The 14,605-nt window shown below is 39.7% G+C and carries 14 protein-coding genes; 3 read left to right on the top strand and 11 right to left on the bottom strand.

Annotated features, from left to right (window positions below; translation table 11 throughout):
- Positions 1 to 2: 2 nt before the first annotated feature.
- The 10 genes from RB215_RS14425 to RB215_RS14380 all read right to left on the bottom strand — a co-directional run bounded on the left by RB215_RS14425 (position 3) and on the right by RB215_RS14380 (position 8,729).
- Positions 3 to 1,868 carry a diguanylate cyclase gene (locus RB215_RS14425; RefSeq protein ID WP_309216616.1) on the bottom strand — a complete coding sequence of 622 codons (1,866 nt, stop codon included), beginning with the start codon at positions 1,866 to 1,868 and terminating at the stop codon, positions 3 to 5.
- Positions 1,868 to 2,653 (bottom strand): TatD family hydrolase, encoded by a 786-nt coding sequence (locus tag RB215_RS14420; protein ID WP_309216615.1) that lies wholly within the window; start codon positions 2,651 to 2,653, stop codon positions 1,868 to 1,870. The genes RB215_RS14425 and RB215_RS14420 overlap by 1 nt, the downstream gene beginning before the upstream one ends.
- Complete coding sequence (locus RB215_RS14415; protein WP_011329557.1) at positions 2,653 to 3,150, bottom strand: hypothetical protein; 498 nt, start codon at positions 3,148 to 3,150, stop codon at positions 2,653 to 2,655. The genes RB215_RS14420 and RB215_RS14415 overlap by 1 nt, the downstream gene beginning before the upstream one ends.
- A gap of 1 nt (position 3,151) precedes the next feature.
- Entirely contained in the window at positions 3,152 to 3,892 is a 741-nt protein-coding gene (gene tatC, locus RB215_RS14410; protein ID WP_011329556.1) for a twin-arginine translocase subunit TatC, read from the bottom strand.
- A gap of 48 nt (positions 3,893 to 3,940) precedes the next feature.
- A complete protein-coding gene (gene tatB / locus RB215_RS14405) occupies positions 3,941 to 4,273 on the bottom strand; it encodes a Sec-independent protein translocase protein TatB (protein ID WP_008467380.1) in 333 nt (110 codons plus the stop codon).
- Positions 4,274 to 4,278: 5 nt separating this feature from the next.
- On the bottom strand, positions 4,279 to 4,527 hold the full coding sequence (tatA, locus tag RB215_RS14400) for a Sec-independent protein translocase subunit TatA (RefSeq protein WP_008467382.1): 249 nt from the start codon (positions 4,525 to 4,527) through the stop codon (positions 4,279 to 4,281).
- An 80-nt stretch (positions 4,528 to 4,607) separates the two neighbouring features.
- Positions 4,608 to 6,209 (bottom strand): ubiquinone biosynthesis regulatory protein kinase UbiB, encoded by a 1,602-nt coding sequence (gene ubiB / locus RB215_RS14395; protein WP_197182254.1) that lies wholly within the window; start codon positions 6,207 to 6,209, stop codon positions 4,608 to 4,610.
- 9 nt (positions 6,210 to 6,218) lie between these two features.
- Positions 6,219 to 6,896 (bottom strand): SCP2 sterol-binding domain-containing protein, encoded by a 678-nt coding sequence (locus RB215_RS14390; RefSeq protein ID WP_309216614.1) that lies wholly within the window; start codon positions 6,894 to 6,896, stop codon positions 6,219 to 6,221.
- A gap of 11 nt (positions 6,897 to 6,907) precedes the next feature.
- Entirely contained in the window at positions 6,908 to 7,663 is a 756-nt protein-coding gene (gene ubiE / locus RB215_RS14385) for a bifunctional demethylmenaquinone methyltransferase/2-methoxy-6-polyprenyl-1,4-benzoquinol methylase UbiE (protein WP_011329553.1), read from the bottom strand.
- A gap of 82 nt (positions 7,664 to 7,745) precedes the next feature.
- Complete coding sequence (locus RB215_RS14380) at positions 7,746 to 8,729, bottom strand: GGDEF domain-containing protein (RefSeq protein ID WP_041454617.1); 984 nt, start codon at positions 8,727 to 8,729, stop codon at positions 7,746 to 7,748.
- Positions 8,730 to 9,083: 354 nt separating this feature from the next.
- Here RB215_RS14380 and RB215_RS14375 point away from each other — a divergent pair, with 354 nt between their 5' ends.
- Positions 9,084 to 10,862, top strand: a complete 1,779-nt coding sequence (locus RB215_RS14375) for a DUF885 domain-containing protein (protein WP_309216613.1) — start codon at positions 9,084 to 9,086, stop codon at positions 10,860 to 10,862.
- 455 nt (positions 10,863 to 11,317) lie between these two features.
- Entirely contained in the window at positions 11,318 to 12,799 is a 1,482-nt protein-coding gene (locus RB215_RS14370) for an FMN-binding glutamate synthase family protein (RefSeq protein ID WP_011329550.1), read from the top strand.
- Positions 12,800 to 12,932: 133 nt separating this feature from the next.
- On the opposite strand, the gene RB215_RS14365 is transcribed toward RB215_RS14370, so the two are convergent.
- Positions 12,933 to 13,562, bottom strand: a complete 630-nt coding sequence (locus RB215_RS14365) for a methylthioribulose 1-phosphate dehydratase (protein ID WP_179807649.1) — start codon at positions 13,560 to 13,562, stop codon at positions 12,933 to 12,935.
- Between the two features lie 216 nt (positions 13,563 to 13,778).
- Between RB215_RS14365 and RB215_RS14360 the strand changes: the two genes are divergently transcribed.
- Complete coding sequence (locus tag RB215_RS14360) at positions 13,779 to 14,552, top strand: amidohydrolase (RefSeq protein WP_309216612.1); 774 nt, start codon at positions 13,779 to 13,781, stop codon at positions 14,550 to 14,552.
- Positions 14,553 to 14,605: the final 53 nt, after the last annotated feature.

The following is a 14,605-nucleotide window of genomic DNA, read 5'->3' as shown; positions in this document are numbered from 1 at the left end:
ATTTATACGCTCCTACTTTGGGATTGTGGGATTGGAAAATTAATCACTTGGTTACGACCATGCTGCTTGGCAAAATACAGTGCTTTGTCGGCACGTTCGGTAAAAATTTCAGGATTATTTATATCTTCAGCAACGCTAGTATACACTCCCGCGCTGATTGTAAATGAAATAGTAGTGCCAGCCACATGCACATTATTAGTAGCAATAGCGTGGCGAATTTTTTCAGCAATGGCTATCGCGCCATCATTTTGGGTATTGGGTAATAACACCACAAATTCTTCGCCGCCGTAACGTGCTACTTCATCAAGCGGGCGCTGTAATTGCTTTTTAATAGTATCAGCAGCAGTACGAATAACCTGATCGCCAGTTAGGTGGCCATAGGTATCGTTTATTACCTTAAATTTGTCTATATCAAGCATAATAACACTTAATGGTGTTTGTTCGCGACGCGAGCGGCGCAACTCCATCACTAATTTTTTATCAAAAAAGCGTCGGTTTTTAATACCAGTTAAGGGATCTTCCATGTTTAGCTGTTCAAGCTCACGGTTTTTTTCTTCTAGTTCTCTTAGCGTTACTTGTAACTCAAAAGTACGCTCATCTACTTGTGTTTCGAGCTCTTGACGCACGCTTTCTTGTAAAGATAGCCGCTCATGTAATAAGGCATCTTGGGCAGCACTTTTGGCTATTAAGGTTTGTTGAGTAGTTACTTGTTCATCGCGCTGTAAAATAAAGAGTTTCATCACCGCATATCCAAGGGAGAAAGCGCAGCTAAGAGAGCAAATAAACACAAAAGCCACTCTACTGTTTGTAAATATATAAAGCCCTGAAACAGTAATAATAAAATAAACAATTGCGGCTAAAAAGCTGCATAAAGCTAGCAAAAGTGCTTTTTGGGGTTCTGATGGGTTTTGGCGAATACAAAGTAAGGTTGTTACAACATAGTAGCCTAAAACAATGGGAGTGGTAATAAGGCAAAATAAGGTGACAACAAGTGTGGGAAAAAGCCAAATAAACGCAATAAGCAGTGCATATATAGCTATTATAATTTTTTGCACTTTAAACCATGTAACGGTTTTAGGCTGGCATACCTGTTGCTGTAGAGGTAAGAAAAGTATAGTTATCAGCATCACCAACATGGGGATCATAAGTTGTACTGTGCCCGCAGAACGTGTGTGGATGAAACTAAAGCCACAAATAAAATATAATAAGATGCTGAGCATTAATGTTATAGCGCCCGTGTAAGCAAAGTATTGCTTACGCGAAAAAGCATATAAAATAAGACAGCTAATCGCTAAAGAAAAAACAAAGCCAATTAATAATCCGTAAAGTAAATTAAGCTTACTTTTATATGTAAAGAGCGCATCTGCCTGCCATAAGGTTAAAGGCACGCGTAACCCTGAGCTATTGCTCACTTTAACGATAACAGTGGTATTACTGCGAGCAGGAAGCGTTAATTTTACCAGCAAAGGTTCGTTTTTTATTTGTTGTTGTGGCAGGAAAGGAGGGGCATTAATATTTATTGAGGAGGATCGTCGCTTATCGAGTAAGTGATATACCTGTACTTCATTTAATAGCGGATTATCGATAGAGAGTATTGGCGTTACACGCGTATTGAGCGTATTTTTAATTGTAAATTGGATCCAAACAGGGCGTTGTTCAATCCCTAAATTAAGTGGTTTGTTGGTTAACGTTTGCCACTGTTTAAGATCGCTCTGCTGGGCGGTTGCTATGGATGTAGGCGCAAAAGAATAATAAATAGAGTTAATTTTTTCAGATGTAAACTGCTCATCGATCTCTATCGTATTAGCGGCTGCTAAACCAGCAAAAAGGATAGTTAATAAGCTTAATAACACCCCAATAACTTTCATTACTTAGCTTTTAAACCAAAAACATTATAAAAGTTTAGAGTAGTTTGCTGCGCTATTGCCTCAGGAGTAAGGTTATATAATTGGGCAATTGTTTCGCACACATAAGTTAATAATGCAGGTTCATTACGGCGAGATTTAGGCTTTGGGCTAACGGTGCGCGGAATCAAAAAAGGCGCATCAGTTTCTATTAACAGTTTATTAAGAGGGATACTGGGGATTAATTGTTGTAGTTCTTTTCCACGGCGTTCATCGCAAACCCAGCCGGTAATGCCGATATAAAGCCCTAACGCTAAGTAGCTTTTTAATGCCTGAGCGTTACCTGTAAAGCAATGTAATACGCCGCGTACATTAAATTCTTTTAAAATACTGAGCATGTCTTCGCTGGCATCACGTTCATGCAAATATACAGGTAAGTTTAGCTGTTCAGCTAGGGCAAGCTGGCGCCTAAGCACGCTTCGTTGTACATCGCGAGGCGAAAAATCACGGTTATAATCAAGGCCGCACTCCCCAATGGCTATAACTTGTTTATGGCTTGCAAGTTGAGTGAGTTGTGTCTCAAGCTCATCAGTAGCCGATTTAGCATCGTGAGGATGTACGCCTGCTGTAGAAAATTGCTGATGCTCTATAGCCAGCTCAAGCGACTGCTCACTGGCTGCTACATCGCAGCCTATAATCAGCATATGCTTTACTCCCGCAGCATTAGCGCGGGCAATAATATCTTGATGCTGTTCATCAAACTGATGGTTAGTTAAATTAACCCCAGCATCAATTAAGCTGTATGGCATTATTGAGTACGTTTAACGCGTATAGAGCGGTTTTGACCTTCTTTTTTTAATAAAAAAGAATTAAATACACCACGACTAATAACCACGTTGTCATCTTCTTTTAGCGTTATGCCGTCAGATCCAATTTGGCGCCATTGTTGGCCGTTTTCTAGAGTAATAATTAACTCACCATAAGCTGCTTCTTTAATGGCTGATACAGTTGAGCTAATAGAGCTGTCATTTTCTTTCGCAATATTTTTATGCTCTAAACCAAACTCTTCTGCTTGTGTTACCGCTACAGCAACAGGTGCGGTGGCTTCTGTATTTGTTGGTGAGAGTGTTTTATTTACAGTAGGCTTGCTCAGCGGTTTACCGGCAACCGTATTATCGTAACAAAGCAGGCGGTTAAAGTCGTTTTCAATAAAGCTACATGCTTGCAGTGCTTGCTCGTTAATAGCTGTGGCTGCAAAAGTCGGTGCGCTTAACAAAACTAATAGTGAGAGTAGTTTTTTGTTCATGTTATTCCTCAGATTCTTGTTGTGGTTTAGCGGTATAAAATTTAGCTAAAATTAGGCCTAGCTCAAACAAAATAAGCATAGGTAGCGCTAATAAAGTTTGTGACAATACATCGGGCGGTGTTAAAAACATCGCTACTACAAAAACACCCACTACAATATAGGGACGTTTTTCTTTTAAGCTTTGCGTTGTTGTAGCGCCGCTCCAGCACAGCAGCATAATGGCTACTGGAATTTCAAAAGCGACACCAAAGGCAAAAAATAGTTTTAGTACAAACCCTAAGTAGCTACTAATATCCGGTGCTAAGGTGAGCATTGCAGGACCCGCACTGGTAAAAAAGCCTAAAATAATTGGCAGTACTACAAAGTAGCAAAAGGCAATACCACCATAAAACAAAAAGATGCTTGAGGCGAGTATTGGCATTAACATGCGTTTTTCGTGCTTATACAATCCCGGAGCTATAAAACCCCAAACCTGGTGTAATATCCACGGAATAGAGGCAAATAATGCGACAAATAACGTTAGTTTAAAAGGGGCAAAAAATGGCGCTGTGACATCAGTTGCTATCATGGTTGCAGTGCTTGGCAAATGTGAAATTAATGGCGCTGCAACAAATGTATAAATGTCGTTTGCAAAATACACTATTGCAATAAAAATAACTAAAATGCTTAATAGTGATTTAATCAGCCGATCGCGTAATTCAATTAAATGCGCGACAAACCCCGATTTTACTTCCTCAGCCATTATTTTTTATACCATTTAGTAAGTTGACCACAAAATGAGAAATTAATTTCACTTTGTATCATCAATATTTTGCTTATTAGAGGGATCGATTTGATTTTTTTTATAACTGTGGGTCACAGACTGAGCGGCCTGTTGTAGTTCAGTTAGTGAACTTTGTAGTTCAGGACTTAAATCGGTTAAGTTTTGTTGCTCCGCTTTTTTAAGGTTTTCGTGTAATTCGTGCACACGCAACTCTTCGCTCACTTCAGCTTTCACTGAGTTAGCAAGCGACTTTGCAGTTTTTATCCAGCGGCTTACCGTTCTAATTGCTACAGGTAAACGCTCTGGACCAAGCACCACTAAACCAACAATTAAAACAACAATTAGCTCCCACATCCCCATGCTAATTAAACCTTGTTATTGTCTTTATTTTTTTCAGTATGGGCAGAATCAAGCGGTGCACTTTCTTCTGATTTTTGAATCTGCTCTGGCTTTTCTTTATCTGTATTTTTTTCGTCAGACATTGCTTTTTTAAAGCCTTTAACTGCTCCACCTAAATCACCACCAATACCGCGTAATTTTTTAGTGCCAAACAAAAGTACAATAATTGCTAATACAATCAATAACTGCCAAAGACTAATACCGCCAAATCCCATGTTTATCTCCCGTTTTCATAATTATAAAGTGTATATTTTAAATACTAATTATACGCCTAAAAATGTAAATAGCACTTAGTTTATGTGCTACGCCATGCTGCTATAAAACCAATAATAGCGCTACTTATAGCGATACTTGCAGCAATTAAATCGTGCTGTAAATAAAATAATGCAGCAATAACCATAGCCGCACTGCTAAACAAACCTAAAACCAAAGGTTTATGAGATCTCTTCGGAGCCTGTACTTGAATTTGTGATGGGCGTTTTAAGCTTTGATAAATTAGATCGGGCAGCTCTGGCATTTTTTCGGCCCAAAAGGGTAATTGTGCATACATTTGCTTTATAACCGATAACGGACCAACTTGTTGCTTAACCCAGTCTTCTAAAAAGGGCTTAGCGGTTTTCCATAAATCTAATTGTGGATAAAGCTGGCGGCCTAAACCTTCAACATACAGTAAGGTTTTTTGCAGTAATACCAATTGTGGTTGTACCTGCATATTAAAGCGCCTTGCAGTATTAAATAAATTAACCAATACATGACCAAACGAAATTTCAGCTAAAGGCTTATTAAATATAGGTTCGCAGACAGTGCGAATAGCAAATTCAAACTCTTCAATACTGGTGTCGGGCGGTACCCAACCCGAGTCCACATGCAACTGCGCAACTTGGCGATAATCACGATTAAAAAAGGCTATAAAGTTTTCCGCTAAATAGCGTTTATCTTCTTTGTTTAAGGTGCCTACAATACCGCAATCTATACCAATATATTTAGGGTTTTCGGGGTGCTCACGAGAAACAAAAATATTACCTGGGTGCATGTCAGCATGAAAAAAGCTGTCTCTGAACACTTGGGTAAAAAACACTTCAACGCCACGCTCAGCCAGTAGTTTCATATTGGTGTTTTGCGCTAATAAAGCATCAGTATCTGATACCGCAATACCATAAATACGCTCCATTACTAATATATTGTGGCGGCTGTAATCGCTATAAACGGTAGGGATGTAAAGCGAATCTGAGTCTTCAAAGTTACGTTTAAGTTGAATGCCGTTTGCACCTTCGCGCATTAAATCAAGTTCATCAAGTAGAGTCTTTTTGTACTCTTTTACTACTTCCACAGGACGCAGACGTTTTGACTCGTGGTGTACTTTTGCTAACACCTTAGCGAGCTTTTCCATTAAGGCTAAGTCGGCGTTAATTTGTTGATTAATGTTAGGGCGGATTACTTTAATAACTACATCTTGCTCTATACCATTTGTGTCAACTAACGTTGCGGTATGTACTTGTGCTATTGATGCCGACGCCAGTGGTGTTTGTGAAAACTCACTAAAACGCTCGCTTATGTCATTAATTTCGAGAGCTTTTTCTATTATTTTTTGTGCAAGTTCGCCGGGAAAAGGTTCAACCTGATCTTGCAAAAATGCCAGCTCTAATGCAATTTCGTGCGGCAGTAAGTCACGACGCGTAGAAAGCATTTGGCCAAACTTAACCCATACTGGGCCAAGCTGTTGTAGGGCTAAACGTAATCGCAGCCCGGCGGGCTTATCTTTATGCTGATTACGCAGCCAAAATAAACTACCTCGGGCTATTTTCGCAAACCAAGGGATTTTATGTTTTGGCACTAACTCATCTAATCCGTAGCTAAGCAGTGTTTTAGTGATGTAATACAGTCGTGCAGTTGACACAAAAAATCCTTAGCGGGTAGTCAAAGTGGTTAGTAAGGCATTAATACGTTGTTCTATAGCAGCAACTTGGCCTTTAAGCTCACGGTTTTGTTGTTTAAATTGTTTAAGCTCTAACGGATGAATGGTAATTGCCAATTCATCTTGGCATAAGCTTGTTAGGGTGCGGCTTAACTGCGCTTTTGCTTTATTGCCGTGTTGCTGGAGCGTTTTGAAGTGTAAATATAATTGTTGTGCGGGAGCATCACCAAGGTGCGATGAAAGCTGCTCAGGCCAATCTATATCTAGTGTTGAAAATGCATTGCTATAGGTTTGAGCTATGTTTAAATCGCCTTGTAAATCAAGTTTGTCTTGGCGAATTAGCTGGGTAAGCATGGCTGGGTTTTTTAGCGCAAGCAGGGTGTTAAGGTCGGCGCTAATCATGCAATCTGCGTCTGTATCACTGGTTGCGCTATATAAATGAAGTTGCTTGTCGCTAAACACTAGCTGCAGCTTTAGCTGAGAGCCCCTAACATCAACGACTAAGCGCTGATGCTTAACTGCTGCCAACTTTCCCGATAGGCTTGTATCGAGTTTAAGTGCTTGATTAAGTATTCGCTCCACGAGCGAAAGTACTAAGTTGGGTAACATAAAAAAATCAGTTGAGGGAGCCTCAGTAGAATTTTTTTCGGTTGCTTGCTCAAGCGCCATAATTATTTACCTTAGTATTTAAAGCCGCGATGCAGCGCAACAATACCACCGGTTAAGTTTTGATAAGTGGTTTGCTCAAAGCCTGCATCAGACATCATGCTTTTAAGCGTGTCTTGATCTGGATGCATACGAATCGACTCAGCTAAATACTTGTACGATTCGCTGTCGTTTGCCACTAACTTACCCATAGTTGGTAATAAGTTAAATGAATAAAAGTCGTATGCCTTACTGAGTATTTCATGCTCTGGCTTTGAAAACTCTAATACCAGTAAGCGCCCGCCTGGTTTTAAAATGCGGTACATTGAGCGTAATGCTTTGTCTTTGTCGGTTACATTACGTAAACCAAATGCAATAGTGATCAGATCAAAGCTATTATCTGGGAATGGTAAGGCTTCAGCGTTCATTTGCACGTAGTCAATATTGCCAACTAAGCCTAAATTATGGAGTTTTTCACGGCCCACTTTTAACATAGACGAGTTAATATCACCGAGTATAACCTGACCGGTTTCTCCGACTAGTTGGCTAAATTTTGCAGTTAAATCGCCCGTACCACCGGCTAAATCTAAAACATGGTGGCCTTTACGAACGCCAGAGCTGGCTATTGTTTGACGTTTCCATAAACGATGTACCCCAAAAGACATTAAGTCATTCATTACGTCATATTTTGCCGCAACTGAATGAAATACGTCTGCAACCATTGAGGCTTTATCGTTTTCGGCTACCGTTTTATAGCCAAAATGCGTGGTCTTTTGTGGTGTTTCGCTCATCATTAATCTCTATCGTGGTAATAAAGACTAGTGTACTTGATTGTGCCCTGAAGGTGCAATTTGAATATGATTTATCAGCTAATTAATGCTCCGCAGTAAAGCTATTTTGCCCTAAAGAGCGTGCTTTAAATGCCGCATTAGAAGCACTTTTAGTTAATTGCTCAAAGTCAGCTTGTTGTTGCTGTGCAATCCCCAAAGAGAGCTTAATTGCAGGTAATGCCAGCGCGTTTTTTGAGCTGATAAAGCGCAGCTTTGCAACACCAGCGCGTACTTTTTCTGCAATTAAATTGGTTGTTTCACAATCTACGTCGGTAAGTAGTACAGTAAATTGATCTTTTGCAGTACGCCCCGCTAGGCCGCTTTGAAACACATATTTTTGTACTTGTTTAGCCACTTTGCTTAAAATTGCTTCTGCGATTACATCGCCAAAGTTATCAATAAAGTGATCTAAATTGTCTATTTGAATAGCAATAGCACAAACCGGTTTATGTTGATTTGCCCATATTTGCACTTGCTTGGTTAAATAATGGCGTTTATACAAGCCAGTTTGACTATCAATAATATGTTGTTTACGCAGGGTGTTAAGCTGCTTTTTAGTTTTTTCGTGGAGTTGTTTAGCATTACTTAATTGTTGTTTAAACTGTTTGTGTTGCGTTAACAGTGTTGCTGTTTGCTGATCTAGCCTTGTAAGTGCGATCCGGCTATTTTTAATGTTATTTTCATCAAGCGAATGCATACACTCGCTAATATGGCCGGCAAAATTAATAAATTGTTTTTCAGTGTGTTGTGCGCTTTTAGACAGCGAGTTAATTACCCCATTAACATTCTCTATCATCGACACTTCAGTGGCATGGCCTTGATTTAAATGCTCAAAATAGAGTTGCTCGGTAAATAAACTGTCAATAAGAGTGTTACTTGCAATAGCGCGCTCAATGGCGCTATTAAGGTCGTTGTTTACTTGGCTAATATAAGTATAAACAACCTGATAATTAAGTGGTGTAGGTGGCAAAACATGGCGCTCTAAAAATACACACACTTTTGTCATTTTATCTTGTGCTACAGCCATAGAGTCATGGAACATCATTTGCAAATACCAACTAAATACATATGCGTATTAATTTATAAACTCATCCAATGAAGCGTTTCGCATCCAAGCACTTGTACCATAATCATTATATCGGTTATTTAAAAGTAAAAACGACAGTTAGTTATCTAAATTGTAACTTTAGCAACATAATGGCTGCTTTTATCATCAATTACTTTTTGTTTCATTCAAAAGCATGTTTTATTATTGGTTATTAAATACCAACCTGCTTATATCAGTCGTATTAGTTTTTGCGTGCTTGGTCGTATTTATCTTGCTATTTATTTAGCCTGCGATAGGTTTACAAAATCTATTTAATTGTGAAGCTATATAATAATGAATCAACTTTTATCTCGACCATTACGCCACTCGCTACTGGGAATTACTTTTTTATGCACCTTAAGTGCATGCCAAACAACCTCACTTAATGCCGATAAGCAATTTACTCAAGTTGCCGAAAACATTGTGCAAAATAGACAAGATGCTAGCCCTTATAATAATCCTCAGGGTGTAGATGGCTACTTACTACCTAACTTAACTGCCGAGTATTTAGCGCAAGAATATAAAAAAAATACCCAGCTACTTGCCGATTTAGATACGGTAAACATTGATAAGTTAAGTGATGAAAATCGGATTAACTTTAGTATTTTGCGTGCTCAAGTGCAAAATAGCGTGGATGAGTATGTATTTAATGCCCACTATATGCCGCTTACATCTGAATATGGGTTTCATTCAAGCTTGTTGTTTATGGTTAAAAGTTCACAATATAAAACGTTACAAGATTATAAAAATTATTTAGCGCGATTAGCTCAGGTACCACGCTTTTTTGAGCAAAATATTTATTGGATGAAACAAGGTTTAGCAATAGGGTTAACGCAGCCTAAAGCTGTACTTAAAGGTTATGAAGATTCAATTAGTGTTTATATTGTTGATGATGTAACACAATCTGAATTTTATCAGCCATTTTTAACGAATACTGCAGGCTTAAGTAGCAGCGAATTTTATGAGCTGCAACTCCAAGCTAAAACAATAATTAAAGAACAAGTAATAGCAGCATATAAAGATTACCTCACCTTTTTTACTGAAGAGTATCAAGCAGGTGCTCGAGACAGTATTGGTATTTCGGCAACGCCTAATGGGGCTGCTTTTTATGCTAATCGCGCCAAGCATTACACCACTACAGATATGACCCCAAAAGAAATTCATGAGTTGGGCCTAAAAGAAGTGGCACGTATCCGTAGCGAAATGGAAGAGGTAATAAATGAAGTTGGTTTTAAAGGCACGTTCGCTGAATTTATCCACTTTTTACGTACTGATCCGCAGTTTTACGCAACTACTCCAGAGCAGTTACTAAAAGAAGCTGCTTATATTGCTAAAAAAATGGATGCGCAACTGCCTACATTATTTCATACCTTGCCGCGCAAACCTTATGGCGTAGTGGCTGTTCCCGCCAATATTGCTCCTAAATATACTACAGGGCGTTACTCGGGTTCGAGCCGCGACGATCAAGCTGGTTATTACTGGGTAAACACTTATGCGCTAGATAAGCGACCTCTTTACGCGCTAGAGGCGTTAACGCTGCATGAAGCTGTACCAGGGCACCATTTACAAATATCACTTAATGCTGAGCTAGAAAATTTGCCGAGTTATCGTCGTGATGCTTATTTATCAGCATTTGGCGAGGGGTGGGGGCTTTATTCTGAGTACTTAGGAATAGAAGCTGGGTTTTATCAAGATCCATATAGCCGTTTCGGACGTTTAACCTATGAAATGTGGCGCGCTGCACGTTTAGTTGTTGATACGGGAATGCATATGTATGGCTGGAGCCGTGAACGCGCGATGAACTTTATGGGCGATAACACTGCTTTGTCGTTGCACAACGTTAAAACTGAAACAGATCGTTATATTTCATGGCCTGCGCAGGCGTTATCGTATAAAATTGGAGAATTAACTATTAAGCGCTTACGTAAAGAAGCGGAGCAGGCCCTTGGCCAAAAATTTGATGTGCGAGAGTTCCATCATCAAGTGCTACGCCATGGTTCAGTACCGTTATCTGTACTTGAGCAGCAAATTCGTTTGTATATTAAAAACGAACTAGCTAAACAGGATATTTAATTAATCCGCATCAATCGTAATGGCTTATATTAGGGTCTGTTTATCTTTCAAGGTTAAATTTGCAGCAGTGTGTTTGGTATTTAGGCAAGGCAGAGCCTATGTGGTGTGGTTACTCCCCATAAATAGGCGATAACGTAGCATCAATGCCAAACATGCGCTGCCCGAAGGGTTCTGCCTAGGGGCGATTGACTCTTTGTTGCCTACATGGATGTAGGTAAGGGGCGTGAGCAGGACGCGGAAGCTTTGCTCGGTTTTTACTTAGCCCACTAGGTTACAAACCTCGCGCCGTGATTAAATCGCCCCTAGTTTGAACAAATTTCAATCCGCAAAGGTCAACAGACCCTAGGGTTATAAATTAATAAAATGCGCATATCATCTATAATAAGTGATATGCGCATTTGTCTATTGAAGCCATTTTCATTTATTGGCGAAAAAGTACTGCAGAGGGGTTTTGAGTGAACAATTTTATAGTTCTAAGTATTAATGTATTTGCGAGCCTTTTTATTGTTGTATTAGGGTTTATAGTTTTATCGGTTATTATTTTTTATTTTAGAGATATAACCCAAACAAAGCATGCAATTAGGCGCAACTATCCGGTAATTGGTCGGTTTCGATATTTTTTTGAGCGCCAAGGAGAATTTTTCCGCCAGTACTTTTTCGCACTTGATAGAGAAGAAATGCCGTTTAATCGTGCTGAACGTAGTTGGGTATATCGCGCTGCAAAAGATGTTGATCATACTGCTGCGTTTGGCTCGACTCAAAGCCTTGAAGTAACCGGTACAGTGATGTTTATGAACTGTGCATTTCCTACTTTAGATGAAGAAGCGCTCGATCCTAGTAATGTGACTTTAGGCCCTTACTGTAAAACACCTTACACCACTAATTCAATATTTAATATTTCAGGTATGAGTTTTGGTGCTTTGTCAAAACCTGCAGTACGTGCTTTATCTAAAGGAGCTAAGCTTGCTGGCTGTTGGTATAATACCGGTGAAGGCGGTTTAAGCCCGTATCATTTAGAAGGCGGGGGAGATATTGTATTTCAAATTGGTACTGCTAAATACGGTGTGCGCGACGATAATGGCAATTTAAGCACTGCTAAATTAAAAGAAATAGCAGCTCACGAACAAGTAAAAATGTTTGAAATAAAGCTAAGCCAAGGCGCTAAACCAGGTAAAGGCGGTATGTTACCAGGGCGAAAAGTTAACGCTGAAATTGCAAAAATACGCGGTATTCCCGAAGGGCAAGATTCAATTAGCCCTAATGGCCACCTTGAAATTAAAAAGCCGTCAGATATTCTTGATATGTTGGCAACCGTACGTAACGCAACCGGTAAACCAACCGGCTTTAAAGCGGTAATTGGTGAGTATACTTGGTTAGAAACTCTTTTCGCTGAAATAAATCATCGCGGTATTGAGTCAGCGCCCGACTTTATTACTATTGATAGTGCAGACGGTGGCACAGGCGCCGCACCACAGTCATTATTAGATTCAGTGGGCTTACCACTGCGAGAAAGCTTGCCATTAGTAATTAACTTGTTAGAAAAACATGGGCTCAGAGAGCGAGTAAAGGTTATTGCCTCAGGTAAGTTAATCGTACCCTCTAAAGTTGCATGGGCATTAGCACTGGGGGCTGATTTTGTTGTATCTGCTCGCGGCCATATGTTTGCACTAGGGTGTATTCAAGCAATGCAATGTAATAAAGACACTTGCCCTACAGGGATCACCACGCACGACAAGCGCCTGCAACGTGGCTTAAATGTGGCAGACAAAGCACAGCGTGTGGCAAACTATAATAAGTATGTGCACTATGGAGCGGGCTTAATCGCGCACTCGTGCGGCGTATCTAGTGCGCGAGAGTTAAAACGTGAACATGTGCGTATAGTTCAAGAAAGTGGTCTTTCAGAGCCATTAGATAAAATTTACGAAAATTATAAATAACACAGTGAGCATTAAATATATGAGTGCTTAAGCGCACTAAACTAAGCTGCTTTTTTATGCACTCAATATTTATTAGGTCATTAATTAAGGCCCATTGTTACGTAATATAACAATGGGCCTTAATTTTATTTATTTATTTATTATTTGCTTGAATGCCGGTAATTTTTAAACGCTCTAATTCACAGCTAAATAAAAATTCCAGCACTTCTAAATGACGACGAACTTCATCAATATTTCGCCCTACAGCATATAAACCATGGCCACGTATAAGCACTCCGTGTTCAATAGGGGTGTGTAAATGATGGTCGCTTACCAATAAACTTAAATGGTCTATGTCTTGGTCGTTATTAAAAATAGGAATGCTTAGGGTTTCTAAATGCGAGGTAAAACCGGTTAAAGCTTTTTGCATTTCGTAGCCAGTTAAATCGAGTTTATGACTTTTTGTTATTTGCGAAAGCACGGTAGCCGCAACAGAATGCGTGTGCAGTACACATTGCGCTTCGGGAATTAGCTGATACAAGCTCAAGTGCAGTTGTGTTTCGGCTGAGCGTTTTTTTGTTCCTGCCAAAGGCTTGCCTTGTAGATCTAGCTGTAAAAATTGCTCATTGGTCAACTTGCCTTTATCTTGGCCACTAGCTGTTATTACAAAGCCCGACTCAGTTCTTGCTGAAAAATTCCCACCGGTTGCGGGTATCCACTCTTTTTGGCTAACCCACTTCCCAGCTTCAATAAGTTGCGAAATAGCGGTATTGTTGTTTTGCATATATTCCTCACAAACGAGCATCAGTTAATTGTATTTAGACGGCTAAACTTCTATCTTAAGTGATGGTAGCACCGCTTTGCGTGCAAAACCACAATTAAGGATATAGAGTGTTAATAACTAAGCTACCAGCATAAGGTATGTTTTATCAAACTCTAATAACAATTAAGTTGGTTTAGCTAAAAACACTAAAAACTTAAAAGAGGGCGGCACAAAACTATGTCAACTTTAACACTTACATTATTGCAAAGCTCACTACACTGGCTCGATAAAGACGCTAATTTAGCTATGTTTAATAAGCAGCTAGATGCAGTGACTCAGCAGTCAGACTTGATTTTACTGCCCGAAACCTTTGCCACAGGCTTTGCAATAAACTTAGATTGCGCTGAGCCTGAAAACGGCAAAGTACTTACCTGGTTAAAGGCGCAAGCGCATAAACATAACGCAGTAATTGCAGGCTCAGTATTTGTTACGCAAGGCAGTAAAAAGGCCAATCGGTTTTATTGGGTGCAGCCCAATGGAGAAGTAGACTTTTACGATAAGCGTCATTTGTTTTGTTTAGGCAACGAAGGCGACTTTGTAGTAGCAGGACAAGCTCGCAAAGTGTTTACTCTTAATGGCTTTAAGCTATTACCACAAGTGTGCTACGACCTACGCTTTCCGGTATTTCAGCGCAATAACAACGATTACGATGTAATGATTAATATTGCTAATTGGCCCGCAGTGCGACGCCATGTTTGGGATACATTATTAATGGCGCGAGCGATGGAAAATGTATGTTATGTGGTTGGGGTAAATCGCATTGGTGATGATGCCAATGGTGTTGCTCACAATGGTGGCACAGCGGTATATGACTTTAAAGGTGATGCTTTAGTAAAAGCTGCAGATAATAGCCAAGCGCTAATAACCACTACTTTGCACAAAGCACCATTAAATGACTTTAAGGCTAAATTTCCGGCGCATTTAGATGCGGATGCTTTTAACTTAGTATAAAGCAGCTTAAATTAGCCAGCGGCTAATTAAGTGTTAAAATAGCCGCTGATATT

The sequence above is a fragment of the Pseudoalteromonas sp. HL-AS2 genome (assembly GCF_031198805.1).
Taxonomy (GTDB): domain Bacteria; phylum Pseudomonadota; class Gammaproteobacteria; order Enterobacterales; family Alteromonadaceae; genus Pseudoalteromonas; species Pseudoalteromonas nigrifaciens.
The sequence above is the reverse complement of the archived record's forward strand: the minus strand, read 5'-3'. Positions and strand labels throughout refer to the sequence as shown.

Excerpts from the sequence above, each read along its gene's own strand:
- RB215_RS14380 (WP_041454617.1), bottom strand. The coding sequence starts at position 8,729 with ATGGCTGTAGCACAAGATAAAATGACAAAAGTGTGTGTATTTTTAGAG.
- RB215_RS14360 (WP_309216612.1), top strand. The coding sequence starts at position 13,779 with ATGTCAACTTTAACACTTACATTATTGCAAAGCTCACTACACTGGCTC.
- RB215_RS14375 (WP_309216613.1), top strand. The coding sequence starts at position 9,084 with ATGAATCAACTTTTATCTCGACCATTACGCCACTCGCTACTGGGAATT.
- tatC (WP_011329556.1), bottom strand. The coding sequence starts at position 3,892 with ATGGCTGAGGAAGTAAAATCGGGGTTTGTCGCGCATTTAATTGAATTA.
- RB215_RS14420 (WP_309216615.1), bottom strand. The coding sequence starts at position 2,653 with ATGCCATACAGCTTAATTGATGCTGGGGTTAATTTAACTAACCATCAG.
- RB215_RS14365 (WP_179807649.1), bottom strand. The coding sequence starts at position 13,562 with ATGCAAAACAACAATACCGCTATTTCGCAACTTATTGAAGCTGGGAAG.
- RB215_RS14425 (WP_309216616.1), bottom strand. The coding sequence starts at position 1,868 with ATGAAAGTTATTGGGGTGTTATTAAGCTTATTAACTATCCTTTTTGCT.
- tatB (WP_008467380.1), bottom strand. The coding sequence starts at position 4,273 with ATGGGGATGTGGGAGCTAATTGTTGTTTTAATTGTTGGTTTAGTGGTG.
- RB215_RS14415 (WP_011329557.1), bottom strand. The coding sequence starts at position 3,150 with ATGAACAAAAAACTACTCTCACTATTAGTTTTGTTAAGCGCACCGACT.
- RB215_RS14390 (WP_309216614.1), bottom strand. The coding sequence starts at position 6,896 with ATGGCGCTTGAGCAAGCAACCGAAAAAAATTCTACTGAGGCTCCCTCA.
- tatA (WP_008467382.1), bottom strand. The coding sequence starts at position 4,527 with ATGGGATTTGGCGGTATTAGTCTTTGGCAGTTATTGATTGTATTAGCA.
- ubiE (WP_011329553.1), bottom strand. The coding sequence starts at position 7,663 with ATGAGCGAAACACCACAAAAGACCACGCATTTTGGCTATAAAACGGTA.